This window comes from Mycobacterium sp. NPDC050551 (genome assembly GCF_040674075.1).
Taxonomy (GTDB): domain Bacteria; phylum Actinomycetota; class Actinomycetes; order Mycobacteriales; family Mycobacteriaceae; genus Mycobacterium.
The window spans coordinates 127,953-153,032 of the sequence record NZ_JBFARC010000004.1; the positions used below are offsets into that span (position 1 = coordinate 127,953).

At 70.2% G+C, this 25,080-nt stretch carries 26 protein-coding genes; 19 read left to right on the forward strand and 7 right to left on the reverse strand.

The window, feature by feature from the left end; genetic code table 11:
* The first annotated feature begins 14 nt into the window (after window positions 1–14).
* The 5 genes from AB0K11_RS17020 (at window position 15) to AB0K11_RS17040 (ending at window position 6,048) form a co-directional block, all read left to right on the forward strand.
* The gene (locus AB0K11_RS17020) at window positions 15–386 is read left to right on the forward strand and encodes a YlxR family protein (RefSeq protein WP_364978915.1); all 372 of its coding nucleotides are present in this window, start codon (window positions 15–17) and stop codon (window positions 384–386) included.
* A 78-nt stretch (window positions 387–464) separates the two neighbouring features.
* Window positions 465–3,197 (forward strand): translation initiation factor IF-2, encoded by a 2,733-nt coding sequence (infB, locus tag AB0K11_RS17025; protein WP_364978918.1) that lies wholly within the window; start codon window positions 465–467, stop codon window positions 3,195–3,197.
* A complete protein-coding gene (gene rbfA, locus AB0K11_RS17030; RefSeq protein WP_364978921.1) occupies window positions 3,197–3,715 on the forward strand; it encodes a 30S ribosome-binding factor RbfA in 519 nt (172 codons plus the stop codon). The genes infB and rbfA overlap by 1 nt, the downstream gene beginning before the upstream one ends.
* Window positions 3,690–4,700 carry a bifunctional oligoribonuclease/PAP phosphatase NrnA gene (locus AB0K11_RS17035; protein ID WP_364978924.1) on the forward strand — a complete coding sequence of 337 codons (1,011 nt, stop codon included), beginning with the start codon at window positions 3,690–3,692 and terminating at the stop codon, window positions 4,698–4,700. Before rbfA ends, AB0K11_RS17035 begins: the two co-directional genes overlap by 26 nt.
* A 16-nt stretch (window positions 4,701–4,716) precedes the next feature.
* A complete protein-coding gene (locus AB0K11_RS17040) occupies window positions 4,717–6,048 on the forward strand; it encodes an MATE family efflux transporter (protein WP_364980401.1) in 1,332 nt (443 codons plus the stop codon).
* A gap of 9 nt (window positions 6,049–6,057) precedes the next feature.
* Here the strand turns inward: AB0K11_RS17040 and AB0K11_RS17045 are convergent, their stop codons facing one another.
* Window positions 6,058–6,819 carry an enoyl-CoA hydratase gene (locus AB0K11_RS17045; protein WP_364978927.1) on the reverse strand — a complete coding sequence of 254 codons (762 nt, stop codon included), beginning with the start codon at window positions 6,817–6,819 and terminating at the stop codon, window positions 6,058–6,060.
* A gap of 37 nt (window positions 6,820–6,856) precedes the next feature.
* Between AB0K11_RS17045 and AB0K11_RS17050 the strand changes: the two genes are divergently transcribed.
* Both AB0K11_RS17050 and AB0K11_RS17055 read left to right on the forward strand, forming a co-directional pair.
* Entirely contained in the window at window positions 6,857–7,141 is a 285-nt protein-coding gene (locus AB0K11_RS17050; RefSeq protein WP_364978930.1) for a DUF2277 domain-containing protein, read from the forward strand.
* Window positions 7,138–7,698: a DUF1802 family protein gene (locus tag AB0K11_RS17055; RefSeq protein ID WP_364978932.1), complete on the forward strand. Its 561-nt coding sequence runs from the start codon at window positions 7,138–7,140 to the stop codon at window positions 7,696–7,698. The genes AB0K11_RS17050 and AB0K11_RS17055 overlap by 4 nt, the downstream gene beginning before the upstream one ends.
* On the opposite strand, the gene AB0K11_RS17060 is transcribed toward AB0K11_RS17055, so the two are convergent.
* Together AB0K11_RS17060 and AB0K11_RS17065 are read right to left on the reverse strand one after the other, a co-directional pair.
* Window positions 7,687–9,363 (reverse strand): CocE/NonD family hydrolase, encoded by a 1,677-nt coding sequence (locus tag AB0K11_RS17060; RefSeq protein ID WP_364978935.1) that lies wholly within the window; start codon window positions 9,361–9,363, stop codon window positions 7,687–7,689. The genes AB0K11_RS17055 and AB0K11_RS17060 overlap by 12 nt on opposite strands.
* A gap of 53 nt (window positions 9,364–9,416) precedes the next feature.
* Window positions 9,417–9,998: a DUF3558 domain-containing protein gene (locus tag AB0K11_RS17065; protein WP_364978938.1), complete on the reverse strand. Its 582-nt coding sequence runs from the start codon at window positions 9,996–9,998 to the stop codon at window positions 9,417–9,419.
* Window positions 9,999–10,138: 140 nt separating this feature from the next.
* On the opposite strand from AB0K11_RS17065, the gene AB0K11_RS17070 reads away from it, so the two are divergent.
* The 4 genes from AB0K11_RS17070 (at window position 10,139) to AB0K11_RS17085 (ending at window position 13,373) form a co-directional block, all read left to right on the forward strand.
* The gene (locus AB0K11_RS17070; protein WP_364978940.1) at window positions 10,139–11,104 is read left to right on the forward strand and encodes a metallophosphoesterase; all 966 of its coding nucleotides are present in this window, start codon (window positions 10,139–10,141) and stop codon (window positions 11,102–11,104) included.
* 17 nt (window positions 11,105–11,121) lie between these two features.
* A complete protein-coding gene (locus tag AB0K11_RS17075; RefSeq protein WP_364980404.1) occupies window positions 11,122–11,760 on the forward strand; it encodes a 4'-phosphopantetheinyl transferase in 639 nt (212 codons plus the stop codon).
* Window positions 11,757–12,653: a tRNA pseudouridine(55) synthase TruB gene (truB, locus tag AB0K11_RS17080; RefSeq protein WP_364978942.1), complete on the forward strand. Its 897-nt coding sequence runs from the start codon at window positions 11,757–11,759 to the stop codon at window positions 12,651–12,653. Before AB0K11_RS17075 ends, truB begins: the two co-directional genes overlap by 4 nt.
* 132 nt (window positions 12,654–12,785) lie before the next feature.
* The gene (locus tag AB0K11_RS17085) at window positions 12,786–13,373 is read left to right on the forward strand and encodes a TetR/AcrR family transcriptional regulator (protein ID WP_364980407.1); all 588 of its coding nucleotides are present in this window, start codon (window positions 12,786–12,788) and stop codon (window positions 13,371–13,373) included.
* A 143-nt stretch (window positions 13,374–13,516) separates the two neighbouring features.
* Here AB0K11_RS17085 and mntR read toward each other — a convergent pair whose 3' ends face one another.
* Complete coding sequence (gene mntR / locus AB0K11_RS17090; RefSeq protein WP_364980410.1) at window positions 13,517–14,194, reverse strand: manganese-binding transcriptional regulator MntR; 678 nt, start codon at window positions 14,192–14,194, stop codon at window positions 13,517–13,519.
* A 113-nt stretch (window positions 14,195–14,307) separates the two neighbouring features.
* Here mntR and AB0K11_RS17095 point away from each other — a divergent pair, with 113 nt between their 5' ends.
* The 5 genes from AB0K11_RS17095 (at window position 14,308) to AB0K11_RS17115 (ending at window position 20,096) form a co-directional block, all read left to right on the forward strand.
* Window positions 14,308–15,285 (forward strand): bifunctional riboflavin kinase/FAD synthetase, encoded by a 978-nt coding sequence (locus AB0K11_RS17095; RefSeq protein WP_364978945.1) that lies wholly within the window; start codon window positions 14,308–14,310, stop codon window positions 15,283–15,285.
* A gap of 120 nt (window positions 15,286–15,405) precedes the next feature.
* The gene (rpsO, locus tag AB0K11_RS17100) at window positions 15,406–15,675 is read left to right on the forward strand and encodes a 30S ribosomal protein S15 (protein ID WP_364978948.1); all 270 of its coding nucleotides are present in this window, start codon (window positions 15,406–15,408) and stop codon (window positions 15,673–15,675) included.
* A 34-nt stretch (window positions 15,676–15,709) separates the two neighbouring features.
* Window positions 15,710–16,189 (forward strand): hypothetical protein, encoded by a 480-nt coding sequence (locus AB0K11_RS17105; protein ID WP_364980413.1) that lies wholly within the window; start codon window positions 15,710–15,712, stop codon window positions 16,187–16,189.
* Between the two features lie 309 nt (window positions 16,190–16,498).
* On the forward strand, window positions 16,499–18,769 hold the full coding sequence (locus AB0K11_RS17110; protein ID WP_364978951.1) for a polyribonucleotide nucleotidyltransferase: 2,271 nt from the start codon (window positions 16,499–16,501) through the stop codon (window positions 18,767–18,769).
* Entirely contained in the window at window positions 18,747–20,096 is a 1,350-nt protein-coding gene (locus tag AB0K11_RS17115) for a pitrilysin family protein (protein ID WP_364978953.1), read from the forward strand. The genes AB0K11_RS17110 and AB0K11_RS17115 overlap by 23 nt, the downstream gene beginning before the upstream one ends.
* A gap of 12 nt (window positions 20,097–20,108) precedes the next feature.
* Here the strand turns inward: AB0K11_RS17115 and AB0K11_RS17120 are convergent, their stop codons facing one another.
* A complete protein-coding gene (locus tag AB0K11_RS17120; RefSeq protein ID WP_364978956.1) occupies window positions 20,109–20,663 on the reverse strand; it encodes a DUF4334 domain-containing protein in 555 nt (184 codons plus the stop codon).
* Between the two features lie 57 nt (window positions 20,664–20,720).
* On the opposite strand from AB0K11_RS17120, the gene AB0K11_RS17125 reads away from it, so the two are divergent.
* The gene (locus AB0K11_RS17125) at window positions 20,721–21,110 is read left to right on the forward strand and encodes a YchJ family metal-binding protein (protein ID WP_364978960.1); all 390 of its coding nucleotides are present in this window, start codon (window positions 20,721–20,723) and stop codon (window positions 21,108–21,110) included.
* Window position 21,111: 1 nt separating this feature from the next.
* Here the strand turns inward: AB0K11_RS17125 and ald are convergent, their stop codons facing one another.
* Window positions 21,112–22,227, reverse strand: coding sequence for an alanine dehydrogenase (ald, locus tag AB0K11_RS17130; RefSeq protein ID WP_364978963.1), 1,116 nt, complete (start codon window positions 22,225–22,227; stop codon window positions 21,112–21,114).
* Between the two features lie 92 nt (window positions 22,228–22,319).
* Here ald and AB0K11_RS17135 point away from each other — a divergent pair, with 92 nt between their 5' ends.
* Window positions 22,320–22,835 carry an Lrp/AsnC family transcriptional regulator gene (locus AB0K11_RS17135; RefSeq protein WP_364978966.1) on the forward strand — a complete coding sequence of 172 codons (516 nt, stop codon included), beginning with the start codon at window positions 22,320–22,322 and terminating at the stop codon, window positions 22,833–22,835.
* 43 nt (window positions 22,836–22,878) lie between these two features.
* A complete protein-coding gene (locus AB0K11_RS17140; protein ID WP_364978969.1) occupies window positions 22,879–23,532 on the forward strand; it encodes an MOSC domain-containing protein in 654 nt (217 codons plus the stop codon).
* 18 nt (window positions 23,533–23,550) lie between these two features.
* On the opposite strand, the gene AB0K11_RS17145 is transcribed toward AB0K11_RS17140, so the two are convergent.
* Entirely contained in the window at window positions 23,551–24,930 is a 1,380-nt protein-coding gene (locus tag AB0K11_RS17145) for an HNH endonuclease signature motif containing protein (RefSeq protein ID WP_364978971.1), read from the reverse strand.
* Between the last annotated feature and the right edge of the window lie 150 nt (window positions 24,931–25,080).

Below are 25,080 nucleotides of genomic sequence, written 5' to 3' on the forward strand. Positions count from 1 at the left end.
CGGTAGACTCAGCCGTGATCCAGCGCGAGACTCCGGTGTCCCAACGGGGGCGCGCCGCCGACCTACCGGTCGGGCCGGTGCGGACCTGTGTGGGGTGCCGGAAGCGAGAGCTGGCTGTCGAACTGCTCCGAGTGGTCGCGGTCGACGCGAACGGCGCGTGCGCCGCGATCGTCGATACGGCGGGTAATCTGCCTGGGCGGGGTGCATGGCTGCATCCCGACCCGCAATGCCTACACGCAGCAATCCGGCGGCGAGCGTTCGTGCGAGCGTTGCGGATCACCGGTTCACCGGACCTCACCGCGGTGACCGAGTACGTCGAGGACATCTCGAGGAACTCGGACGCCCGGTCGACAGAACAGGTAGCGAGAAAAATGAGCACACCGTGAAGTCCCGATGACCATGCGTCATAGCTAACCCGAGGCGCGGCGCCTACCACCGCCATCGCCTCTAGAGATGGAGATGTAGTGGCAGGTAAGGCCCGCGTACACGAGTTGGCGAAGGAACTCGGTGTCACCAGCAAGGAACTCCTCGCAAAACTGAAAGACCAGGGCGAGTTCGTCAAGTCGGCGTCGTCGACCGTCGAAGCACCCGTCGCGCGCCGCCTGCGCGAATCGTTCGGCGCCCAGTCCGCGCCGCAGAAGGCAGCCGGCAACGGCGCTCCGGCCAAGGTGGCCAGCCCGGCCTCCGCGTCGGCAGGCTCTTCGGTGAAGCCGGGCCCCAGGCCCGCCGCGCCGACCCCGCTGCCTGCGCCGGCTCCGGCTCCGCCGCCGCCCCCCGCGCCCGCCGCTCCGGTGGCGCCGCCCGCGGCTGCCGCGTCCGCGGCACCCCCCGCCGCACCCGCGCGTCCGGCCCCCGCGCCCGGCGCCACGCCCGGCCCCCGGCCCGGCCCGGCTCCCAAGCCGGCCCCCCGCACGCCGCGGGTGGGCAACAACCCGTTCTCCTCGGCGCAGCCGGTGGAGCGGCCGGCCCCGCGGCCGCCGCAGCCGCGTCCCGGTGCCCCCCGGCCCGGCACGCCGCGTCCCGGCATGTCGCCCAACAACATGCCGCCCCGTCCCGCGGCGCCGCGCCCCGGCGCGGCCCGTCCGGGCGGTGCGCGCCCCGGTCCCGGCGGCCGTGGCCCCGGCGGCGGCGGCGGTCGTCCCGGTGGCCCTCCCGGTGGCGGTGGTAACTACCGCGGCGGTGGCGCCGGTGGTGGCGGCGGTGCACCCGCCGGTGCCGGCGGCGGTTTCCGCGGTCGCCCCGGTGGTGGCGGCGGTGGTCGTCCAGGTCAGCGCGGCGGAGCCGCCGGTGCCTTCGGGCGTCCCGGCGGTGCGCCGAAGCGCGGCCGTAAGTCGAAGCGGGCGAAACGCGCCGAATACGAGAACATGCAGGCGCCGGTCGTCGGTGGCGTGCGGTTGCCGCACGGCAACGGCGAGACCATCCGGCTGGCCCGCGGCGCGTCGCTGAGCGATTTCGCCGACAAGATCAACGCCAACCCGGCATCGCTGGTGCAGGCGCTGTTCAACCTCGGTGAGATGGTCACCGCCACGCAGTCGGTGGGCGACGAGACCCTCGAGCTGCTCGGCAACGAGATGAACTACGTCGTGCAGGTCGTGTCCCCGGAGGACGAGGACCGCGAACTGCTCGAATCCTTCGACCTCACCTACGGCGAGGACGAGGGCGGCGAAGAGGACCTCGAGCAGCGGCCCCCGGTGGTCACGGTCATGGGTCACGTCGACCACGGCAAGACCCGGCTGCTGGACACGATCCGCAACGCCACGGTCCGCGAGGGCGAGGCCGGCGGCATCACCCAGCACATCGGCGCCTACCAGGTCACGGTCGAGCACGACGGCACCGAGCGGCCGATCACCTTCATCGACACCCCCGGTCACGAGGCGTTCACCGCCATGCGTGCCCGCGGTGCGAAGGCCACCGACATCGCGATCCTGGTGGTCGCGGCCGACGACGGCGTCATGCCGCAGACAGTCGAGGCGATCAATCACGCGCAAGCGGCCGACGTGCCGATCGTGGTGGCGGTCAACAAGATCGACAAGGAGGGCGCCGACCCGGCCAAGATCCGCGGTCAGCTCACCGAGTACGGCCTGGTCGCCGAGGACTTCGGTGGCGAGACCATGTTCGTCGACATCTCGGCCAAGCAGGGCACCAACATCGACGCGCTGCTCGAAGCGGTCCTGCTGACCGCGGACGCGGCGCTGGACCTGCGGGCCAACCCGGACATGGAAGCCCAGGGAGTGGCGATCGAGGCGCACCTGGACCGTGGCCGTGGCCCCGTCGCGACCGTGCTGATCCAGCGCGGCACGCTGCGGGTCGGCGACTCGATCGTCGCGGGCGACGCCTACGGCCGCGTGCGGCGCATGGTCGACGAACACGGCGAGGACATCCACGACGCCCTGCCGTCGCGGCCGGTGCAGGTCATCGGCTTCACGTCGGTGCCAGGTGCCGGTGACAACCTGCTGGTGGTCGACGAGGATCGCATCGCCCGGCAGATCGCCGACCGGCGCAGCGCCCGCAAGCGCAACGCGCTGGCGGCACGCTCGCGCAAGCGGATCAGCCTGGAGGACCTGGATTCGGCGCTGAAGGAGACCAGCCAGCTGAACCTGATCCTCAAGGGCGACAACTCCGGCACCGTCGAGGCGCTGGAGGAGGCCCTGCTGGGCATCGAGATCGACGACGAGGTGGAACTGCGCGTCATCGACCGCGGTGTCGGTGGCGTCACCGAGACCAACGTCAACCTGGCGTCGGCCTCGGATGCGATCATCATCGGCTTCAACGTCCGCGCGGAGGGCAAGGCCACCGAGCTGGCCAACCGCGAGGGCGTCGAGATCCGCTACTACTCGGTGATCTACCAGGCCATCGACGAGATCCAGGCCGCGCTCAAGGGCATGCTCAAGCCGGTCTACGAGGAGAAGGAGCTCGGCCGCGCCGAGATCCGCGCGATCTTCCGGTCGTCGAAGGTCGGCAACATCGCGGGTTGCCTCGTCCAGTCGGGCGTCATGCGGCGCAACGCCAAGGCCCGCCTGCTGCGCGACAACGTCGTGGTCGCCGAGACCGTCACCATCTCGTCGCTCAAGCGCGAGAAGGACGACGCCACCGAGGTGCGCGAGGGTTACGAATGCGGTCTCACGCTGACGTACTCCGACATCAAGGAAGGCGACATCATCGAGGCGTACGAACTCGTCGAAAAAGCGAGGACGTAGTGGCCGATCCGGCACGGGCACGCCGGCTGGCCAAGCGCATCGGCACCGTCGTCGCGTCGGCGATCGAGTTCGAGATCAAGGATCCCCCGTTGGCCTTCGTGACCGTCACGGACACGAAGGTCACGGGTGACCTGCACGACGCCACCGTGTTCTACACGGTGCGCGGCGAGACGCTGCAGGACGAACCGGATTACGCCGCGGCGGCAGCGGCGCTCGAGCGGGCCAAGGGCACGTTGCGCAGCAAGGTCGGCGCTGCCACCGGGGTGCGCTTCACCCCGACACTGGCTTTCGAGCTGGACAAGGTCCCCGAGACCTCGGCGCACATGGAGGCGCTGCTGGCGCGGGCGCGCGCCGCAGATGAGGATTTGGCGAGAGTTCGGCAGGGTGCCAGGCATGCCGGCGACGCCGACCCGTACCGTGTGACGGGGGCGGAGGAAACCGGCGGGGACTCGGAGTACGGGCAAGGCAACGGACTCGATGTTGAGGACACCGGTGACAACGACAGACAAGGCGACTGACGTCGCGCTGCCGGGCACGCGCGTCGACGCGCACACGGCCGCAGGGCTGCTGTCCGCGGCAGGAAGCGTCAGCGTCGTCTGCCACGTCTATCCCGACGCCGACACGATCGGCGCGGGGCTGGCTCTGGCCCTGATCCTCGAACAGGCGGGCAAGGCCGTGCAGGTCAGCTTCGCCGCACCAGAGGACCTGCCGGAGTCGCTGCAGTCACTGCCCGGTGGGCACCTGCTCGTCCAGCCGGACGCGATCCGTCGCGACGCTGACCTGGTGGTCACCGTCGACATCCCGAGCGTGAACCGCCTCGGTGCGTTGCGCGACCTGGCCGACTTCGACGTCGACCCCGACCGCGACGTGCTGGTGATCGACCACCACGCGTCCAATCAGCTGTTCGGCAGTGCGAATTACGTGGATCCGTCCGCGGACTCGACCACCATGCTGGTCGCCGAACTGCTCGACGCCTGGGGCAAGCCGATCGACGCCGGGGTGGCGCACTGCCTGTACGCGGGGCTGACCACCGACACCGGGTCGTTCCGGTGGGCCAGTGCCCGCGCGCACCGGCTGGCGGCCCGGCTGGTCGAGCTCGGCGTCGACAACGCCGCGATCAGCCGCACGCTACTGGACACCCATCCGTTCGCGTGGCTGCCGATGCTGTCGCGGGTGCTGGCGTCGGCGCGCCTGGTGCCCGACGCCGCGGGCGGCCGCGGACTGGTGTATGCCGTTGTGGCACACGACGAATGGTCCACCGCGCGGCCCGAAGAGGTGGAGAGCATCGTCGACATCGTGCGCACCACCGCGCAGGCGGAGGTGGCGGCGGTGTTCAAGGAGATCGAACCGCTGCACTGGTCGGTGTCGATGCGCGCCAAGTCCTTCGACCTCGCCACGGTGGCCAGTTCGTTCGGCGGCGGCGGGCACCGGCTGGCGGCCGGGTACTCCGCCAGCGGATCGGCCGACGACGTCGTCGCGGCGCTGCATTCCGCCCTTGGCTGAGCAAGCCGACGGCGCACTGCCCGAGCCGATCGCGGCACGGCCGGAACCGGTCACCTCCCGGCGCATCGCGGCACTGGCGTTCCCGGCGCTGGGTGTGTTGGCCGCCGAGCCCGTCTACCTGCTGTTCGACCTGGCCGTCATCGGCCGCCTGGGCGCCGTCAGCCTCGCCGGTCTGGCCATCGGCGCGCTGATCATGGGCGTGCTCAGCTCCCAGCTGACGTTCCTGTCCTACGGCACGACGGCCCGGTCGGCCCGCTTCTTCGGGGCCGGGGACCGCACCGCGGCGGTCGGTGAGGGGGTGCAGGCCACCTGGCTGGCGCTCGCCATCGGCACGGCGATCGTGGCGGCGGTGCAGATCGCGGCGGTGCCGCTGGTGTCCGCACTGTCCGGTGGCGGCGAGGTCGCCGAGGCCGCCCTGCCATGGGTGCGGATCGCGAGCCTCGCGGTGCCCGCCATCCTGGTGGCCGCCGCGGGCAACGGCTGGATGCGCGGCGTGCAGGACACCATGCGGCCACTGCGCTACGTGGTGTTCGGCTTCGCGGTCTCGGCGGTGCTGTGCCCGGTGCTGGTCTACGGCCTGCTCGGCGCGCCGCGACTGGGCCTGCCGGGCTCGGCGATCGCCAACCTGGTCGGCCAGTGGATCGCCGCCCTGCTGTTCATGTGGGCGCTGCTGGTGGAGCGCGTCGCGCTGCGGCCCGCGCCGGCGGTGCTGCGCGCGCAGGTGGTGATGGGCCGGGACCTGGTGCTGCGCACGCTGGCGTTCCAGGCGTGCTTCGTGTCCGCAGGCGCGGTGGCCGCCCGGTTCGGTGCCGCCGCGGTGGCCGCTCACCAGGTGGTACTGCAGCTGTGGAGTTTCCTTGCGCTGGTGCTGGATTCGCTGGCCATCGCGGCGCAGTCGCTGGTCGGCGCCGCCCTCGGAGCCGGCCACCTGGCGCACGCCAAGTCGGTGGCATGGCGGGTGACGGTGTTCTCGACGGCGGCCGCCGCGGCGCTGGCGGGGGTGTTCGCCGCGGGCGCGTCGGTGCTACCGGGCGTGTTCACCGGCGACCGGTCGGTGCTCGACGAGATCGCGGTGCCGTGGTGGTTCCTGGTCGCGCAGCTGCCGATCGCGGGCATCGTGTTCGCGATCGACGGGGTGCTGCTCGGTGCGGGCGACGCCACGTTCATGCGCAACGCCACGCTTGCCGCGGCGCTGCTGGGCTTCCTGCCGCTGATCTGGCTGTCGCTGGCCTTCGGCTGGGGACTGCTCGGCATCTGGGCGGGGCTGAGCACGTTCATGGTGCTGCGACTGGTGTTCGTCGGGTGGCGCGCCCTGTCCGGCCGCTGGCTGGTGCCGGGTACGCGCTGACGTCGGCGGTCAGCGCACCTGGGCGCGGCCCCGCTCGAACACCGCGGCCCGGTTGGCGGCGATGTCGTCGCCGGTGGCGGTCGCCATCCAGCGGCGCGCCGAGTCCGCCTCGATCCACAGGGCGGCATTGGTCTGCGACTCGTCGATGCGGTGGTAGGAGTCCAGCAGCGCCCGCACCGCGCGCTGGTTGTTGCCGACGATCGAGGCCGCCACCTGTCGCGCAGTGGGCAGCAGGTCGTCGTGCGCGACGACCTGGGTGACCAGTCCGGCCCGCAGCGCGTCGGCTGCCGACAGGTAGTCGCCGGTCAGGCTCATCCGGCGGGCCAGCCCCACGCCGACCTTCTGCGGCAGCCGGACCGACAGCCCCCAGGTGGGCATCAGCCCGACCCGGGCGTGGGTGTCGGCGAACCGGGCCTGCTCCGAGGCGATCAGGATGTCGCAGTACAGCGCCATCTCCAGCCCGCCGGTGACGGCGGCGCCGTTGATCGCGCCGATCACCGGCTTGGTCAGGTGCGGCCACTTCGGCGAGATGTCGGGCAGTTCGGTCTGGTCGCCGAGCTCCTTGAGATCCAGGCCTGCGCAGAACACGGGGTCGGCGCCGGTGAAGATCAGCACGTCGACGTCGTCGTCGGTCTCGGCGTCCCGCAGCGCGCCGAACAGCTTGCCGCGCAGCGCCGTCGAGAGCGCATTGCGGGCCTTCGGCCGGTTCAGCGTCAGGGTGCGCACCCGGTCGGTGGTGTCGATCAGCAGGATGTCGTCGGCGTCGGTCATGGGGTAGACGCTAGCGACCGCGCCTATCGTGGTTGTCATGTGCCGAAACATCACTGAACTGCGTGGGCTGGAACCGCGGGCGACGGACGAGGAGATCGAGGCCGCGGCGCGCCAGTACGTCCGGAAGGTCAGCGGCATCACCCGGCCGTCGACGGCCAACGAGGAGGCGTTCGAACTGGCGGTCGCCGAGGTCACCGCCACCACCACCCGGCTGCTGTCGACGCTGCCGGAGCGGCGGCAGCCGCCGAAGACCGTGCCGCCGCTGCGCCGCCCCGAGGTGCGGGCCCGCATCGCCGCCAGGGCCGCACAGACCTCGGCGTGACGCAGGCGCCCACCGGCCCGGCGCTCAAGGAGTGGAGCGCCGCGGTGCACGCGATGCTCGCGGGTAGGCAGTCGATCCTGTTGCGCAAGGGCGGGATTGGTGAGAAGCGCTTCCGGGTGGACGCGTCGCGCTTCCTGCTGTTCCCCACCGTCGCGCACAGCCACGCCGAACGGGTGCGCCCCGAACACCACGACCTGCTCGCACCGGCGGCGGCCGACAGCACCGAGGACGCCGTCGTGCTGCGGGCCGGCGCCCGCGTCGTCGAGGCGATCGAGGTGAGCAGGCCCGAGGCGATCGACGAGCTTGCGCCGCTGCACATCTGGACCGCCGATTCGATCCGCTCGGATCGCCTGGACTTCCGGCCGAAGCACCGGCTGACCGTGTTGGTGGTCGCGGTCAGTCCGCTCCTCGAGCCGGTCCGGCTGACCCGCGCCCCGGAGTACGGCGGCTGCACCAGCTGGGTGCAGCTGCCGGTCGACCCGCAGTGGGGCGCGCCGGTCTCTGACGAGGCCGTGTTGGCAGAGCTGGCCGGGCGGGTGCGTGCGCTAGTCGGTTGACGGCGGACGGGGCCCGGCGGGCAGCACCAGTCGCGACACGCCACCTGCGCCGTGGTGGACGGTGTGGGTCGCAGGCACCACCGTGCTCCCGAGCAGCGGTGCGTCGCCGGTGCCCAGGTTGCGGTCGAACCGCGGATGCGAGCCACCCGCGACGAGCACCCGCAGCCGTGATCCGGCCGGGAAGCGGTGCGCCACCGCGTCGAGTTCGATGCGCACCGTCCCGCTGACGCCGCCGGGCCGCAGATAACCGTCCGAGACGTTGCGGGAGCGGCCGCGCTCGTCGACGTGGCCGAGGCGGACGAACACGTCGTTGTGCGGGTTGTCGCAGGAGTGCGCCAGTTCGATCACCGGCGTGCCGACGACGTAGAGGTCCTCGGCGAGCGGCTCACCGGTGAAGGTCAGCACGTCCGCGCGGCGGGCGAGCCCCGAGTCGTCCCGGTAGCCGGCCTCGGGGGACAGCAGCCGACCGCCGACGGTCGGCGTCGCGTCGGTGGGGTCGTAGGTGAACGACGACGACGGGGCGGCCGGATCCGGGGCGGCGCCGGCCAGCCGGTGGCCGGGGTGCAGGAACACCTCGTGCTCGGGCATGGCCTGCGGCCAGTCGGGGAGGTCGAGCCAGCCGTGACCGTTGACGAAGGCCCGCACCGGGCTGCGCCGCTCCGCCGGTGCGCCACCGAGATGGGTTGCGAGCCAGTCCAGCGTCTCGCCGACGACCGTGGCGGCGCCCTTGGTCATCAGCTGCGAGTGGGTCCACGGCCCGACCGTCAGCGCGCACGGCACCCCGCGGTCGCGCAGATGCCGGTACTGGGCGAGGGACTGATCGAGGAACAGGTCCTGCCAGCCGCTCACCACGAGCACCGGGACCTGGACCCGGTCCAGCGCGTCGGTGGCGCGCAGCGCCGCCCAGAACGGGTCGTCGGCATCCTCGTGCTCGAGCCACGACTCGAACCACGGCGCGCCGCTGCCCAGCAGGTCGCGCGCCGACTCGCCCAGCGGCAGCCCCGCGGTGGCGCGGGCCACCTCCCGGCGGGAGCGCACCTGGCGGATCAGCGCCGCAACCCGCCCCGGGTCCTCCTGGTGGGCCACCATGTGACTCCAGCCGAGGAAGTCGTTGAGCGAGAAGGACCCGGTGCCCCACGACGATGCGCGGAAGTCGTGCGGCCCGACGGCGATCACGGCCGCGGCGAGTTCGGGCGGCGGGTCCTCGAGCATCGCCCACTGCGTGAACCCGAGGTAGGACAGGCCGACGGTGGCGAACGACCCGGTGAACCACGGCTGGTCGCGCAGCCAGGCGGCGGTGTCGGCGCCGTCGGCCTTCTCGTGCACCATCGGCGTGAAGTCCCCGCCGGAGCCGAACGTCCCCCGCACGCTCTGCACCAGCACGTGGTAGCCGCGTGCGGCGTACACGGCCGCGAACAGCAGCGAGAACGGGAAGCCGCGGCCATAGGGTCCGCGCACCAGCAGGGTGCCCGCGGGCCGATCGGTGTCGGGCACGTAGTGGTCGGCGATCAGGTCGACGCCGTCGCGCATCGGGACCCGCAGTCCCCGCTCGACCCGGAAGTCGCTGGTGTGCGGCGGCAGTCGCAGCAGCCGGCTGACGGCACGGCCGGCGAATCTGCGCAGCGGGCCGGTCGAGGTGCCGGGCCGTTGGTCGGTGGTGGTCATGCGGCCAGGTTAGAGAAGCCTGGAAGGTCCGCAGGTCGCGGGCGATCCGTCTCTCAGAACGTGTACGACGGCACCAGCTCGTGGGCGCGCTGCAGGTTGGTCTGCATGCAGTCCGGATCCGGCTCGGAGTAGATCGGCGAGTAGAACACCGACTGCTGGATCACGCCGTAACTGGTGTCGAGCGCGATCATGCAGGTGATCCACCACCGGTTGTTCCAGTCGGTCGGCTTCATGATCCAGTACTGGGCGGCGCGGTGACCGGCGATGTCGAGTTCGACGGCATCCGGCGGGATGGTCTCCTCGTAGGTGCGCCACACGAGCGGTTCGATCGCCATCTGGTAGTTGCCCGCGTCGAACTTGCACCGCAGGCCCTCCTCCGGCTGCGGCGGCGTGAAGGCCAGCCCGATGCGCTGGACGACGTCGAGCGGGATGTCGGTGCACGGGGCGAACGGGCTGGGATCGACGATGTCGACCACCGGCCACTTGATCGTCGTCGAGGCGGTCAGCGGCAGGAAGGTGGATCGCAGCTCCACGCCGCCACCCCCGGTGCCGGCCGACGGTGCCGTCTGCCACACCACGATCACCGCCGCGAACAGCGCACCGAGCGCCGAGAGCAGGCGCATCCTGGCGACCATCACACCCCCTCTCAGGTCCGACCCTGCCGGGAGTGTATCGGTCCGCGGCGGCTCGACGGCTCGTAACGGCCACCGTAAACGAGAACATGTTCTAGTCCGTGGCGGGGGTCACCGCGGGCGCGCAAGTAGGCTGATCGGTTGTGGTCACTCCCCAGCAGCCGCGAGACCGGCGGCCGGTGTTGTGGGCGATCAGCGACCTGCACACCGGGCACAACGGCAACAAGCCCATCACCGAGTCGCTGTATCCCTCGTCGCCGGACGACTGGCTGATCGTCGCCGGCGACGTCGGCGAACGCACCGACGAGATCCGGTGGGCGCTCGACCTGCTTCGCAAGCGCTTCGCCAAGGTCATCTGGGTCCCCGGGAACCACGAATTGTGGACCACGACCAAGGATCCGATGCAGATCTTCGGCCGGGCCCGCTACGACTACCTGGTCACCATGTGCGACGAGATGGGCATCGTCACCCCGGAACATCCCTATCCGGTGTGGACCGCCGAGGGCGGCCCGGCGACCATCGTCCCGATGTTCCTGCTCTACGACTACAGCTTCCTGCCCGAGGGGGCCGCCACGAAGGCCGAGGGACTGGCCATCGCGCGTGAACGCAACGTCGTGGGCACCGACGAATTCCTGCTGTCCTGTGAGCCGTACGCCACCCGCGACGCCTGGTGCCGGGAGCGGGTGACCGCCACCCGCAAGCGGCTCGAGGAGCTGGACTGGATGATGCCGACCGTCCAGGTCAACCACTTCCCGATGGTGCGAGAACCGTGCGACGCGATGTTCTATCCCGAGTTCTCGCTGTGGTGCGGCACCACCGCGACGGCCGACTGGCACACCCGCTACAACGCGGTGTGCTCGGTGTACGGGCACCTGCACATCCCACGCACCACCTGGTACGACGACGTCCGGTTCGAGGAGGTGTCGGTGGGATATCCGCGGGAGTGGCGGCGGCGCAAGCCCTACCGCTGGTTACGGCAGATCCTGCCCGACCCGAAGTACGCGCCCGGTTACCTCAACGAGTTCGGCGGTCACTTCGAGATCACCACCGAGATGCGGGACGGCGCACGCAAGATGCAGGAGCGGGTGCAGGCGAGGCGGTCCCGGTGAGCCTGCTGCCCGCGGTCATGCCTGCGGCGGTGGCGACGGCCGAACTGTACGACGACCCCGCCGGGCTCTCGCCGCTGCCGGAGGAGGAGCCGCTGGTCGCGCGTGCGGTGGCCAAGCGCCGCAACGAGTTCGTCACCGTGCGGTACTGCGCGCGCCAGGCGATGTCGCAGCTCGGCCTGCCGCCGGTGCCGATCCTCAAGGGCGACAAGGGCGAACCGTGCTGGCCCGAGGGGGTCGTGGGCAGCCTGACGCACTGCAAGGGGTTCCGCGGCGCCGTGGTGGGTCGGCGCTCGGAGGTGCGGTCCCTCGGCATCGACGCCGAACCGCACGACGTGCTGCCGGACGGCGTGCTCGACGCGATCAGCCTGCCGGTGGAGCGGCACGAGTTGGCGGCGTTGCCTGCCGAGTTGCACTGGGACCGGATCCTGTTCTGCGCCAAGGAGGCAACCTACAAGGCGTGGTACCCGCTGACGCACCGCTGGCTGGGCTTCGAGGACGCCCACATCACCTTCACGGCCGACGGCACCGGCACCGCGGGCACATTCCAGTCGCGCATCCTGATCGACCCGGCCGCGGAGTTCGGGCCGCCGCTGAGCACGCTCGCCGGACGCTGGTCGGTGGCCGACGGGATCGCGCTGACGGCGATCGCCCTGTGAGCAGGCCGGCGCCCCCGGCCGGCATCGTCGTCGTGGACAAGCCGGCGGGAATGACCAGCCATGACGTGGTGGGGCGCTGCCGACGCGCGTTCGGCACCCGCAAGGTCGGCCACGCAGGAACCCTCGACCCGATGGCGACCGGCGTGCTGGTGGTGGGCATCGAACGGGCGACGAAGATCCTGGGTCTGCTGACCGCCGCCGACAAGTCGTATGCCGCGACCATCCGGCTGGGACAGACCACCACCACCGAGGACGCCGAAGGCGAACTGCTGCAGACGGTCTCGGCGGCGGGGGTGGAGGACGGCCAGATCGGCGCGGCGGTGGCCGCGCTGCGCGGCGACATCGAGCAGGTGCCGTCGTCCGTGAGCGCCGTCAAGATCGGCGGGGAGCGCGCCTACAAACTGGTGCGGGAGGGCCGCACCGTCGAACTACCGGCCCGCCCGGTACACGTCTCGCGGTTCGACGTGATCGCCGTCCGGCGCGACGCCACCGGCCTCGTCGACGTCGACGTGGTGGTGGACTGTTCCAGCGGCACCTACATCCGAGCGCTGGCCCGCGACGTCGGCGCGGCGCTGCGGGTGGGCGGCCACCTCACGGCGCTGCGACGCACCCGCGTCGGCCGGTTCGGCCTCGACGAGGCGCGCACGCTCGACGCGCTGACCGAGGAGCCGTCGCTGAGCTACTCGCTCGACGAGGCCTGCCTGCAGGGCTTCCCGCGCCGCGACCTGACCGACGAGGAGGCCGAGTCGGCGCGTCACGGCCGTGCACTGCGACCTGCGGGGATCGCCGGGGTGTACGCCGCGACGGCGCCCGACGGCCGGGTGATCGCCTTGCTCTCCGACGACGGGCAACGCACGAGAAGCGTTGTGGTGGTGCGGCCCGCGACGCTGTGACCGACCGGCTGAGCCACCCGCAGGAATGAGACCCCGGCCGGCGCGGGCTGCGGTCGGTAGGCTGCGCTCGTGACGGTGGCCGACGGCGCAGCCAGCCGGGTGCGCCGCACCCAGGCCGAGCGCAGCGCAGCGATGCGGCTCCGGCTGCTCGACGCGACCGTCGACTGCCTGGTCGATCACGGATACGCCGGCACCACCACCCACCGCGTCGCGGAGGTCGCCGGGGTGACGCGCGGAGCTCAGATCCACCACTTCCGGTCCAAGGAGGACCTGGTCATCGCGGCGATCGAACACCTGGCGCACCAGCGCGCCGAGGCCGCCATCCGCGAGCTCGGCCGCATCGAGCGCAGTGACGACCTGCCCACCGCGATCCTCGAGTTCCTGTGGGACATCCACCAGGGGCCGTTGACCGTCGCGACGTTCGAGCTGTGGATCGCGTCGCGGACCGACCCGGTGCTGGCCGAGCAGGTGCAGCGGGTCGAGCCCGTGGTCAACGGTGCGGTGCTGGCGGCGATCGCCCAGGTGCTGCCGGAGCGGGCCGCCGCGCAGAAGGAACTGCGGGACGCCGTCTACACCGCGATGGACGCGCTGCGGGGGATCTTCGTCGGCAGCTTCGCCGACAGCGACCCGGCCAGGCTGCGGCGGCGCTGGGACCGGGCGGCGACGCGGCTGCGCCGCGACATCGGATCCGCACTCGACGAGGCGCAGCCACCGGCCTGAGCCGCCCCGAGTTGTTTGCATTCCGAATGGAATGTATCTTTATTCACGGCGGCGTCAGGGGGAGGAGCCGCCTGAGCGTCGGGGGCGTCACTTCGGTGGCGCCCCCGACGTAACAATGGGGCTTCGCACGGCCGTTGCCGTGTCTACGCCACGACCCAGATCGCTTCGGCGGCCGGGCTTCCGAGGTCCACGGTGGTACTGGTGGTCTCCGAATCATCCGGCGTCGCAGGGCTTTCCACGGCCACCGAGATCATCCCGGCGAAGTCGCGGCGCGCGAGTACCCGCACCCGCGAATCGAGGGTGATACCCACGGTGTCGAAGTACCGCAGCATCTCCGGGTCGGCGTCGGAGATACGGGCCACGGTGCCTGCGTCGCCGTCCTGGCACACCGAGAGCTGCCGGGCCGGGGGCGTGGGCACCTGACCGTCTGCGGCCGGAATCGGGTCGCCGTGCGGATCGCGGGTGGGATGGCCGAGCTTGGCGTCGATCCGGTCGAGCATCCGGTCTGAGACCGCGTGCTCGAGGATCTCGGCCTCGTCGTGCACCTCGTCCCAGCCGTACCCCAGTTCGCGGACCAGGAAGGTCTCCATCAGCCGGTGGCGGCGCACCATCGCCAGCGCGGCGCGGCGGCCTGCGTCGGTGAGCGTCACCGCGCCGTACTTCTCGTGGTGGACGAACCCCTGGTCGGCCAGCTTGCGGATGGACTCCGACGCGGTGCTCGCCGAAACACCGAGCCGCTCGGCGAGCATCTTGGTGCTCACCTTCTCCAGCGACCATTCCTGGGCCGTCCAGATGACCTTGAGATAGTCCTGGGCAACCATCGTCAGCTCAGGTGGGTTGCTGTCCGGACTCACAACTAGCAAGTTTAGGCAATCGTCACCTGATCCGGGCATCCAGCGCGCCCACGGCGCGGCCCGGGCCGTAGGCTGGCGGTGTGCTGCGCTGGCGTGGTCAGGACGAAATCCCGACCGACTGGGGCCGATGTGTCGTCACCATCGGAGTGTTCGACGGCGTGCACCGCGGGCATGCCGAACTGATCAACCACGCCGTGAAGGCCGGCCGCTCGCGTGGTGTGCCCACGGTGCTGATGACGTTCGACCCGCACCCGATGGAGGTCGTCTTCCCGGGCAGCCACCCCGCGCAACTCACCACGCTGACCCGGCGCGCCGAACTGGTCGAGGAGATGGGCATCGACGTCTTCCTGGTCATGCCGTTCACCTCCGACTTCATGAAACTCACCCCGGAGCGCTACATCCACGAGCTGCTGGTGGAGAACCTGCACGTCGTCGAGGTGGTGGTGGGGGAGAACTTCACCTTCGGCAAGAAGGCCGCGGGCAACGTCGAGCTGCTGCGCAGGGCAGGCGAACGGTTCGGGTTCGCCGTCGAGAGCCTGTCGCTGGTCGCCGAACACCACCGCGAGCAGTCGGTGACGTTCTCCTCGACCTACATCCGGTCCTGCGTCGACGCCGGCGACGTGGTCGCCGCCGCCGAGGCACTGGGACGCCCGCACCGTGTCGAGGGTGTGGTGGTGCGCGGCGACGGCCGGGGCAAGGACCTCGGCTATCCGACGGCGAACGTCGCACCGCCGATGTACTCGGCGATACCGGCCGACGGCGTCTACGCCGCCTGGTTCACCGTGCTGGGTCGCGGACCGGTGATGGGCACCGTCGTGCCCGGCGAGCGGTACCAGGCCGCCGTGTCGGTCGGCACCAACCCGACGTTCTCCGGGCGCACCCGCACGGTCGAGGCGTTCGTCCTGGACAACACCGCCGACCTGTACGGCCAGCACGTCGCGGTCGACTTCGTCGCCCGGATCCGCGGCCAGGAGAAGTTCGCATCGGTCGACGACCTGATCGTCGCGATGGGCGGGGACACCGAACGGGCCCGCAGCATCCTGCGCGATTCCTTCTGAACGCCCCGGCGCTGTTAGACTTCGCGCCGACCCGGCACGTTGCTGCAGTTCGCGGTGGCCGTGCCTTTCGGAGCCGACCGGCTCCCGCAGTTCGCGGACTGAAATAGATGGAGTGAATTCGTGGCGCTCACCGCCGATCAGAAAAAAGAGATCCTGGGCTCCTACGGCCTGCACGCGACCGACACCGGTTCGCCCGAGGCGCAGGTGGCACTGCTGACCAAGCGCATCGCCGACCTGACCGAGCACCTCAAGCAGCACAAGCACGACCACCACTCGCGGCGCGGTCTGCTGCTGCTGGTCGGCCGTCGTCGCCGGCTGCTGAAGTACGTGGCGCAGATCGACGTGCAGCGCTACCGCGCGCTGATCGACCGGCTGGGCCTGCGTCGCTGACGCCGCTCACGTGCGGACCCTGCGCGCGGTCGTCATGGCCGCGCTGTTCGCGACCGCGGGGCTGACGGGCTGCTCGTCGGCCGCCGCGGCCGACATGGGGGTGGGAGACTGCCTGAGGATGGGCGGCACCCTCGACCGTCCGGAGGCGACGAAGGTCGAGTGCGGCACCCCGGAGTCGAACTTCAAGGTGGTCGCTGTGCTTTCCGGCGAGGCCGGTGACAGCGAGCAGTGCCCCACCGACGTCGACTCGTATTACTCGATGCGCGGCGCGTTCCGCGACGGCGGCCAGACGGTGTGCATGGACATCGACTGGGTGGTCGGCGACTGCATGAGCATCGACCCGGAGAACTCGCGGGACCCGGTGCGGGTGGACTGCTACGACGGCACGATGCCGCACCGGCAGCGGGCCACCCAGATCCTCGACGAGGTCGCCAACGTCGACCAGTGCACCACCGGCGTCGGCTACGCCTATGACGAGCGCCGGTTCACCGTGTGCGTCGAGGACGTGTCCTGATCCACCCGCTTTTTAGGGTCCGGACCTGCCGGGTTGTACCATGGATCTGTTCGCGCGGATTTCGTTCACCCGCGGACAACGGGTGCGGTTTCGCAGTTCCGCGAAAGCCGTCCCCGCGTGTCATATCGGGACCCGCCTGATGGCACGGTCTTCGGTAGTGGCTGCCGGATAGGAATCCGGCAGCTTCGATCGACGGCCGTAGCCGCATCAAGGCTGGTGGTTCTCCGGCGCCGTCACGGCTGCCCGGCATGTCCGACGGTGACCACGCGAAACAGCTGAATGATGTTCAGAGAGGCCATACGGACGCCTATGTCTGTAGTTGAAATTGAAGACGGCGTGTTCGAGTCCACCGCCGTGATCGACAACGGGAGCTTCGGCACCCGCACCATCCGCTTCGAGGCGGGCCGGCTGGCCCAGCAGGCCGCGGGTTCCGTCGTCGCCTACCTCGACGACGAGACCATGCTGCTGTCGGCCACGACAGCCAGCAAGAACCCCAAGGACCACTTCGACTTCTTCCCCTTGACGATCGACGTCGAGGAGCGGATGTACGCCGCGGGCCGCATCCCGGGGTCGTTCTTCCGCCGTGAGGGCCGCCCGTCCACCGACGCGATCCTCACCTGCCGGCTGATCGACCGCCCGCTGCGGCCGACGTTCGTCTCCGGCCTGCGCAACGAGATCCAGGTCGTCGTCACCGTGATGAGCCTCGATCCCAAGGACCTGTACGACGTGCTGGCGATCAACGCCGCCTCGGCGTCCACGCAGATCTCCGGACTGCCCTTCGCCGGCCCCGTCGGCGGCGTGCGCGTCGCTCTGATCGACGGCCAGTGGGTCGCGTTCCCGACCGTCGAGCAGCTCGAGCGGGCGGTGTTCGACATGGTCGTCGCCGGCCGTAAGACCGACGATGATGTCGCGATCATGATGGTCGAGGCCGAGGCCACCGACAACGTGATCGACCTGGTCGCCGGCGGAGCGGGTGCGCCGACCGAGAGTGTCGTGGCCGAGGGCCTCGAGGCCGCCAAGCCGTTCATCGCGGCACTGTGCACCGCCCAGCAGGAGCTGGCCGGGAGTGCGGGCAAGGAGACGGCGGAATACCCGCTGTTCCCGGAGTACCAGGACGATGTGTTCGACGCGGTGGCCGCGGTGGCCACCGACGAGCTGTCCAAGGCGCTGACGATCGCCGGCAAGGAAGAGCGCAACGACCGCACCGACGAGATCAAGGTCGAGGTGCTCGGCCGGCTCGCCGACCAGTTCGCCGGCCGCGAGAAGGAGATCGGCGCCGCGTTCCGGTCGCTGACCAAGAAGCTCGTCCGGCAGCGCATCCTGACCGACCACTTCCGCATCGACGGCCGTGGCGTCACCGACATCCGGGCGCTGAGTGCCGAGGTGGCCATCGTGCCGCGGGCACACGGCAGCGCGTTGTTCGAGCGCGGCGAGACCCAGATCCTGGGCGTCACCACGCTGGACATGGTCAAGATGGCCCAGCAGATCGACTCGCTGGGGCCGGAGACGTCCAAGCGCTACATGCACCACTACAACTTCCCGCCGTACTCGACCGGTGAGACCGGCCGCGTCGGTTCGCCGAAGCGTCGCGAGATCGGCCACGGTGCGCTGGCCGAGCGGGCCCTGATGCCGGTACTGCCGAGCATCGAGGAGTTCCCGTACGCGATCCGTCAGGTGTCGGAGGCGTTGAGCTCCAACGGCTCGACGTCGATGGGTTCGGTGTGTGCGTCCACCCTGTCGCTGCTCAACGCCGGTGTGCCGCTGAAGGCCCCGGTCGCGGGTATCGCGATGGGCCTGGTCTCCGACGACGTGGAGGTCGACGGCAAGACCGAGCGCCGCTTCGTGACGCTGACCGACATCCTGGGCGCCGAGGACGCGTTCGGTGACATGGACTTCAAGTGCGCAGGCACCAAGGACTTCGTCACCGCGCTGCAGCTCGACACCAAGCTCGACGGCATCCCCTCGCAGGTGCTGGCCGGGGCGCTGGCTCAGGCCAAGGACGCGCGCATCACCATCCTCGAGGTGATGGCCGAGGCCATCGACGAGCCCGACGAGATGAGCCCGTACGCGCCGCGCATCACCACGATCAAGGTGCCGATCGACAAGATCGGCGAGGTCATCGGGCCCAAGGGCAAGATGATCAACTCGATCACCGAGGAGACCGGCGCGTCGATCTCCATCGAGGACGACGGCACCGTGTTCGTCGGCGCCTCCAACGGCGAGGCCGCGCAGGCCGCGATCGACAAGATCAACGCCATCGCCAACCCGCAGCTGCCCAAGATCGGTGAGCGGTTCCTCGGAACCGTGGTCAAGACCACCGATTTCGGCGCGTTCGTCTCGCTGCTGCCGGGTCGTGACGGTCTGGTCCACATCTCCAAGCTGGGCCGCGGCAAGCGCATCAACAAGGTCGAGGACGTGGCGAAGGTCGGTGACAAGCTCCGCGTGGAGATCGCCGACATCGACAACCGCGGCAAGATCTCGTTGGTCCTGGTGGCCGAAGAGGCCGCCGAGGGCGGCAACGGCACTGCCACCGCCGATTCGGGCGCAACGCCTGTCGATGCCGCGACCAGCAGCAGCTAGGTCCGGAGCAGCGGCGCTGCGGCGCGGTCACCGCGACTCCACCTCGGAGTCGCGGTTCCGCCGCAGCACGCTGCCCGGCGGTCTGCGGGTGGTCACCGAGTTCATCCCGTCGGTGCATTCGGCGTCGGTCGGGCTGTGGGTCGGTGTCGGCTCCCGCGACGAGGGCCACAGCGTGGCCGGGGCCGCGCACTTCCTCGAGCACCTGCTGTTCAAGTCGACGCCGACGCGGTCCGCGGTCGAGATCGCCCAGGCCGTCGACGCCGTCGGCGGTGAGCTGAACGCGTTCACCGCGCGCGAGCACACCTGCTACTACGCGCACGTGCTGCACACGGATCTGGACCTGGCCGTCGACCTGGTGGCCGACGTGGTGCTGCGCGGCCGGTGTGCGACCGGTGACGTCGACGTCGAGCGTGACGTGGTGCTCGAAGAGATCGCCATGCGCGACGACGATCCGGAGGACACCCTCGGCGACGTGTTCCTCACCGCCATGTTCGGCTCGCATCCGGTGGGCCGTCCGGTGATCGGCAGCGTCGAGTCGATCGAGGGTATGACCCGGGCGCAGCTGCACTCGTTTCACGTCCGCCGCTACGTGCCGGAGCGCATGGTGCTGGCGGTCGCGGGAAACGTCGACCACGACGAGGTCGTCCGCCTGGCGCGGGAGCACTTCGGCGAGCGACTCGTGCGCGGCCGCAATGCGATTCCGCCGCGTAAGGGCACCGGCCGGATCGGCGGACGCCCGTCACTGCAGATCGTCGACCGCGACGGTGAGCAGACCCACCTGTCGCTGGGAGTGCGCACGCCCGGCAGGCATTGGGATCACCGCTGGGCACTGACCGTGCTGAACAGCGCGCTGGGTGGCGGGCTGAGCTCCCGGTTGTTCCAACAGGTGCGCGAGACCCGCGGCCTGGCCTACTCGGTGTACTCGACCGTGGACACCTTCTCCGACAGCGGAGCCCTCTCGGTGTACGCAGCCTGTCTGCCCGAGCGGTTCGACGAGGTGGTCCGGGTGACCACCGACGTGCTCGACGGGGTGGCGCGCGACGGGATCACCGAGGCGGAGTGCCGGATAGCCAAGGGATCGCTGCGCGGCGGTCTGGTGCTGGGTCTGGAGGACTCCGGGTCGCGGATGCACCGCATCGGGCGCAGCGAGCTGAACTACGGCGAGCACCGCAGCATCGAGGCGACGCTGGACCTGATCGACGCGGTGACGCTCGACGAGGTCAACGCGGTCGCCACGCAACTGCTGAAGCGGTCGTACGGCGCAGCGGTGCTCGGGCCGCATGTGGAGAAGACGCTGCCCGAGCGGTTGCGGGTGCTGGCCGGCTGATTCGTCGGGCCGCTACCGCACCTGCAGTGAGTGGTCGCGGCGCAACACGAAGAAGTACGGCGTCCTGATGCCGCGCAGATCCATCGCGCCGAGCACGGTGTCGTCGTCGAGCCGGCGGAACACGTCGTTGATGGGCAACTGGTCGTAGACCATCGTGGCGGTGTCCACGTCGCGGTAGCGGGTGGTGCGCAGCCGGGCCTTCGGTCCGCGCGCACGCAGCGCGGGCTTGAGCGCCGCGATCGGTCTGGTGAAGTTCTGGCGCTTGAGTGCGGGGATTCTGGTGGCCAGCCCGAGGCCGCCGAACGCCAGCACGGGGTTGAGCGGCCACAGCGCGTCGCCGCCGGCCGTCGGGAACAGCAGCGGGTGCACGGTCTCGCCGTCGACGAACTGCTTGCCCCACCAGCCGCTGGCGGCCAGCATCCCGTCGAGCGGGTGGCCGGTGGGCAGTTCGGCGCCATGCCAGGTGCCGATCATCGACTCCGTCGGCACGGCGGGGCAGCCGTCGTACAGCGCGAGGGCATCGGCGGTAGTGGTCGGAGGATGGGGCAGGACGTCGGCGAGCTGCATGGGCCCCACAATACTTGACAGGTGTCAACGACGGGCCGGGACGGCACACTGGGGACCGTGCGCCCGACCGATGCCTGTCCGTGCGGCAGCGGTGCCCCCTACGGCGGCTGCTGTGGTCCGCTCCACCACGGTGAGCGGTCCGCCGAGACGGCGGAGTACCTGATGCGGTCGCGGTTCAGCGCATACGCCGTCGGCGACCTCGATTACATATGGCGGACATGGCATCCCCGCACCCGGCCTGACACGCTGACGCCGGACGCCGCACTGGAGTGGACCGCCCTCGACATCCTCGACGTGGTCGCCGGTGGTGCCGACGACGACCACGGCGAGGTGGAGTTCCGCGCGCACTACGTGCAGAACCGACGAAGCGGGACGCTTCATGAGCGGTCCCGCTTCGCGGTCAGAGCCCGCCGGTGGTTCTACGTCGACGGGGCGTTGTTCGAGTAGGTCAGGCCAGGATGCTTGCCGGGTCGGTGAAGGGCAGGTCCAGGTCTGCGGCGACGTGCTCGTTGAGCAGCGCGCCCTCGTGCGTCGACAAGCCCTTGGCCAGTGCGGCGTCGGCGGAACATGCGGCCTGCCAACCCTTGTCGGCGAGCTTGAGCACGTAGGGCATGGTCGCGTTGGTCAGCGCGTACGTCGAGGTGCGTGGCACGGCGCCCGGCATGTTCGCCACGCAGTAGAAGACGGTGTCGTGCACCGCGAAGGTCGGGTCGTCGTGGGTGGTGGGCCGGGAATCCTCGAAGCAGCCGCCCTGGTCGATCGCGATGTCGACGAGCACGGCGCCCGACTTCATGTGCGCCACAGTCGAGTTGGTGACGAGCTTGGGTGCCCTGGCGCCGGGGACGAGCACCGCACCGATCACCAGGTCGGCCTGCTTGACCGCGTCCTCGAGATCGAGGCTCGACGAGTATCGGGTCTCGATACCGCCGCCGTACTCGGCGTCGATCTTGCGCAGCGTGTTGATGTTCAGGTCGAAGACGGTGACGCGTGCGCCCATCCCCTTGGCGACGGCGGCGGCGTTGTCGCCGGCCATACCGCCGCCGATCACCACGACATTGGCGGGCGCGACGCCGGGAACGCCGCCCATGAGGACGCCGCGACCGCCGTGGGTGCGCATCAGGTGGTAGGCCCCGACCTGCGCGGCGAGGCGACCCGCCACCTCGCTCATCGGCGCCAACAGTGGGAGTGCGCCGTCGGCGGTCTGCACGGTCTCGTACGCGATGGACGTCGTGCCGGACGCCATCAGCGCGTCGGTGCACGGCCTGGACGCCGCGAGGTGCAGATAGGTGAAGAGCGTCTGGCCCGTGCGCATGCGGCCGTACTCCGCCTCGATCGGCTCCTTGACCTTCAGCAGGAGGTCGGCCTCCGCCCACACCGCGTCGGCGGTGTCGATGATCTGCGCGCCGACGGCCTTGTAGTCGTTGTCGGCGATCGCCGAGCCCTCGCCGGCGCCGGCCTGGACCAGCACCTCGTGACCGCGACGGGTCAGTTCCGCCACCCCGGCGGGGGTGATGGCGACACGGTATTCGTTGTTCTTGATCTCGGTCGGGATTCCGACACGCATGATCGCTCCTCGGTGGTTGTGGGCTGCATCAATTGTGAAGAACATTCGACGTGGCCGCAATATGTCTGCGAAAGATTCGCTAGAGTGGCCCTATGAACGACGATCCGACGATCGGTGCGTATCCGAAGCCGGTCGAGCCGAAGGATGTTCGAGCCGTGCCGCTCGATGAGACGGATCGCCGCATCCTGGCCGCGTTGCACGCCGATGCGCGGATGTCGAACAGCGCACTCGCCGACCTCGTCGGCATCGCCGCGTCGACGTGCCACGGCCGGGTGCGACGGCTGCAGGAGGCCGGTGTCATCCGCGGCTTCTACGCCGACATCGATCCGGTCGCCATCGGACTGTCCCTGCAGGCGATGATCGCGGTGACGCTGCAGTCGCACGCCCGAGGCAAGATCCGCAGCTTCATCCAGCAGATCCGGCGGCGCCCGCAGGTGATGGATGTGTACTTCCTCGCCGGCGGCGACGACTTCATCCTGCACGTCGCCGCCCGCGACACCGACGACCTGCGCTCGTTCGTGGTGGAGAACCTCAACGCCGACGCCGACGTCGCCGGGACGCAGACGTCGCTGATCTTCGAACATCTCCGCGGCGCGTCGCCGGTGTGACCTCGCCGCGCCGTCGCGCCGGCTCCCACTTAATGTGGGCGACATGTCACAGGTGCTGTCGGTCAATGTCGCTCGTCCACGGGCGAATCCCGCGAAGCCGTCCACGACCACCGGCATCGACAAGGCGCCCACCGACGACGCGGTTCTGGTGCGGGCACCGGGACCCAAAGGTCCCGGCCTGGCCCACGACACCATCGGCAACTCCAAGCTGCACGGTGGAGACGACCAGGCGGTGTACGCGTACGCCCAGGAGGACCTCGACCAGTGGTCCGGCCGGCTGGACCGGCAGATCAGCAGCGGCATGTTCGGCGAGAACCTCACGACTTCGGGTATCGACGTCACCAGCGCAGTCATCGGTGAACGCTGGACGGTCGGTTCGGATGGACTCGTGCTGGAGGTCACGTCGCCCCGCACGCCGTGCAAGACGTTCGCCGCGTGGCTCGAGATCCCCGGCCTGATCAAGACGTTCACTGCGGCTGCCCTTCCGGGTGCGTACTTTCGGGTGATTTCTCCCGGGCATGTCCGGGCCGGCGACTCGATCACCGTGACTGACCGGCCCGACCACGGCGTCACCGTGCAGACCGTCTTCCGCGCGCTGTTGAGCGACCCGTCGCTGCTCGACGGGTTGCAGCACATCGACGCGCTGCCGGAGGACATCAAGCGCAAAGCACGTCGCCGCGCAGAGCGCTCGGCCTGACCCGGACCACGCCGCAGGTCATGCGGCGCCGGGTCTTTCGCCCTCATCGTCGGCTGTTGGCTCGGCGAGGTATTCCTGAGGATGGTGGTAGCGGTTGGTCCGGGGTTGGCCGGTGTCGAGATGTTCGGGTGGAATCCAGTGCACGCGTCCGTTGATGCGGCGGGTGGTCCAGCCTTTCTCCTTCATCCGGTTGTCGGGTCCGCATGCCAGGCCGAGGTCGGTGATGTCGGTGGCTCCGCCGTCGGCCCACCGGTTCAGGTGGTCGACCTGGCACCAGTAGCCCGGGACGGTGCAACCGGGCCGGGTGCACCCGCGATCCATGGCGTGCGGCACGATCCGTTGAGCGGCGGAGGCGATGCGCCGGGCGCGGCCGAGGTAGAGGGGCAGTTGGGTGTGTTCGTCGAACACTGCCAGGTAGTGGTAGGCGTGCGATGCCATCCGGATCAGGTCGGCCATCGGCAGCAGTGACCCGCCTCCGGTGACCGCGACCCCGGCGCCGCGCTGCAATTCCTGCACTGTGGTGGAGGCGATGACGCTGACCGGCAACCCGTGGTGTTGTCCGAGCTTCCCGGAGGCCAGCACCGTGCGACCGATCGCGGTGAGTGCGTCGTGGCGGCGCTGGCCGGGGGAGCGCAGATCCCGGCGGGCGGCGTCGGAATCGGGTGCGCCGTCGACGGTCGGGGTGTCGTCGTCGGGGTTGCACATGCCCGGCGCGGCCAGCTTCGCCAGTAGCGGTTCCAGGGTGGCGCGGCATTGCGGGTCGATGACTCCGGTGAGGCGGCTCATGCCATCCGCGTCTTGGCGGCCCAGGGTGAGGTGCCGTTTTCGGGCCTGGCGTTCGGTGGGTTCGGGGCCGTCGGGGTCGAGCAGCATGACGAGCCGGTCGGCGGCGGCCTGGAGTTGTTCGGGATCCAGGGTGGCGGCGATGGAGGCCAGGGTCTGTTCGGCCTGATCGCGGGTGATGCCGTCGACCCAGGAAGGCAGCTTCTTGTTCAGCGTCCTGTAGATGATCTGGATGTGTTCGTCGCCGATGCGGCCCTCGGCCTGGGCGGCGGCGGTGTTGGCCAACAGCGGTGGCAGTGGCTGGCCGGTGAGCGTCCGTCGCGGCCCCAGTTGCTCGGCGTCGGTGATGCGCCGGCCGGCTTCGGTGCTGCTGATCCTCAACCGGTGCACCAGCAGGTCTTTGAGGGAGGAGCCACCCAGGTCGGCCGCGTCGGCGTCACGCGCGAGGATGGTGAGGAGCTCGTGGCTGAACGTGGCATGGCGCCGCTGCAACACCTCCCAGTCTTCGGCAGCGGCGATCAGCTCGCGGGGTGAGGCGTTGCCTGCGGCCAGTTCGTCGCGCAGAGCGTCGAACTCGGCGGCCATCGCCTTGATCCGCACCGACAAGCTCTCCATGTATCGAACACTAGTTCGAACATCCGACAAGAATGGCCGCGATGTGGCCGGCGGAGCAGAAGTGACAGAAGGGATTTGGACACCTTGCGTGCGTGCGCGAAACGCCGCCCGCGACGGCGTGTCGACGAGCAGACACGCACCCTCGCGGAA

Excerpts from the sequence above, each read along its gene's own strand:
- ald (WP_364978963.1), bottom strand. The coding sequence starts at position 22,227 with ATGCGTGTCGGAATCCCGACCGAGATCAAGAACAACGAATACCGTGTC.
- AB0K11_RS17105 (WP_364980413.1), top strand. The coding sequence starts at position 15,710 with ATGGCCGCGCTGTTCGCGACCGCGGGGCTGACGGGCTGCTCGTCGGCC.
- AB0K11_RS17110 (WP_364978951.1), top strand. The coding sequence starts at position 16,499 with ATGTCTGTAGTTGAAATTGAAGACGGCGTGTTCGAGTCCACCGCCGTG.
- AB0K11_RS17145 (WP_364978971.1), bottom strand. The coding sequence starts at position 24,930 with ATGGAGAGCTTGTCGGTGCGGATCAAGGCGATGGCCGCCGAGTTCGAC.
- AB0K11_RS17075 (WP_364980404.1), top strand. The coding sequence starts at position 11,122 with ATGCCTGCGGCGGTGGCGACGGCCGAACTGTACGACGACCCCGCCGGG.
- AB0K11_RS17140 (WP_364978969.1), top strand. The coding sequence starts at position 22,879 with ATGTCACAGGTGCTGTCGGTCAATGTCGCTCGTCCACGGGCGAATCCC.
- AB0K11_RS17085 (WP_364980407.1), top strand. The coding sequence starts at position 12,786 with ATGCGGCTCCGGCTGCTCGACGCGACCGTCGACTGCCTGGTCGATCAC.
- AB0K11_RS17135 (WP_364978966.1), top strand. The coding sequence starts at position 22,320 with ATGAACGACGATCCGACGATCGGTGCGTATCCGAAGCCGGTCGAGCCG.
- mntR (WP_364980410.1), bottom strand. The coding sequence starts at position 14,194 with ATGGTTGCCCAGGACTATCTCAAGGTCATCTGGACGGCCCAGGAATGG.
- AB0K11_RS17050 (WP_364978930.1), top strand. The coding sequence starts at position 6,857 with ATGTGCCGAAACATCACTGAACTGCGTGGGCTGGAACCGCGGGCGACG.
- AB0K11_RS17120 (WP_364978956.1), bottom strand. The coding sequence starts at position 20,663 with ATGCAGCTCGCCGACGTCCTGCCCCATCCTCCGACCACTACCGCCGAT.
- AB0K11_RS17115 (WP_364978953.1), top strand. The coding sequence starts at position 18,747 with ATGCCGCGACCAGCAGCAGCTAGGTCCGGAGCAGCGGCGCTGCGGCGC.
- AB0K11_RS17065 (WP_364978938.1), bottom strand. The coding sequence starts at position 9,998 with ATGGTCGCCAGGATGCGCCTGCTCTCGGCGCTCGGTGCGCTGTTCGCG.
- AB0K11_RS17045 (WP_364978927.1), bottom strand. The coding sequence starts at position 6,819 with ATGACCGACGCCGACGACATCCTGCTGATCGACACCACCGACCGGGTG.
- AB0K11_RS17060 (WP_364978935.1), bottom strand. The coding sequence starts at position 9,363 with ATGACCACCACCGACCAACGGCCCGGCACCTCGACCGGCCCGCTGCGC.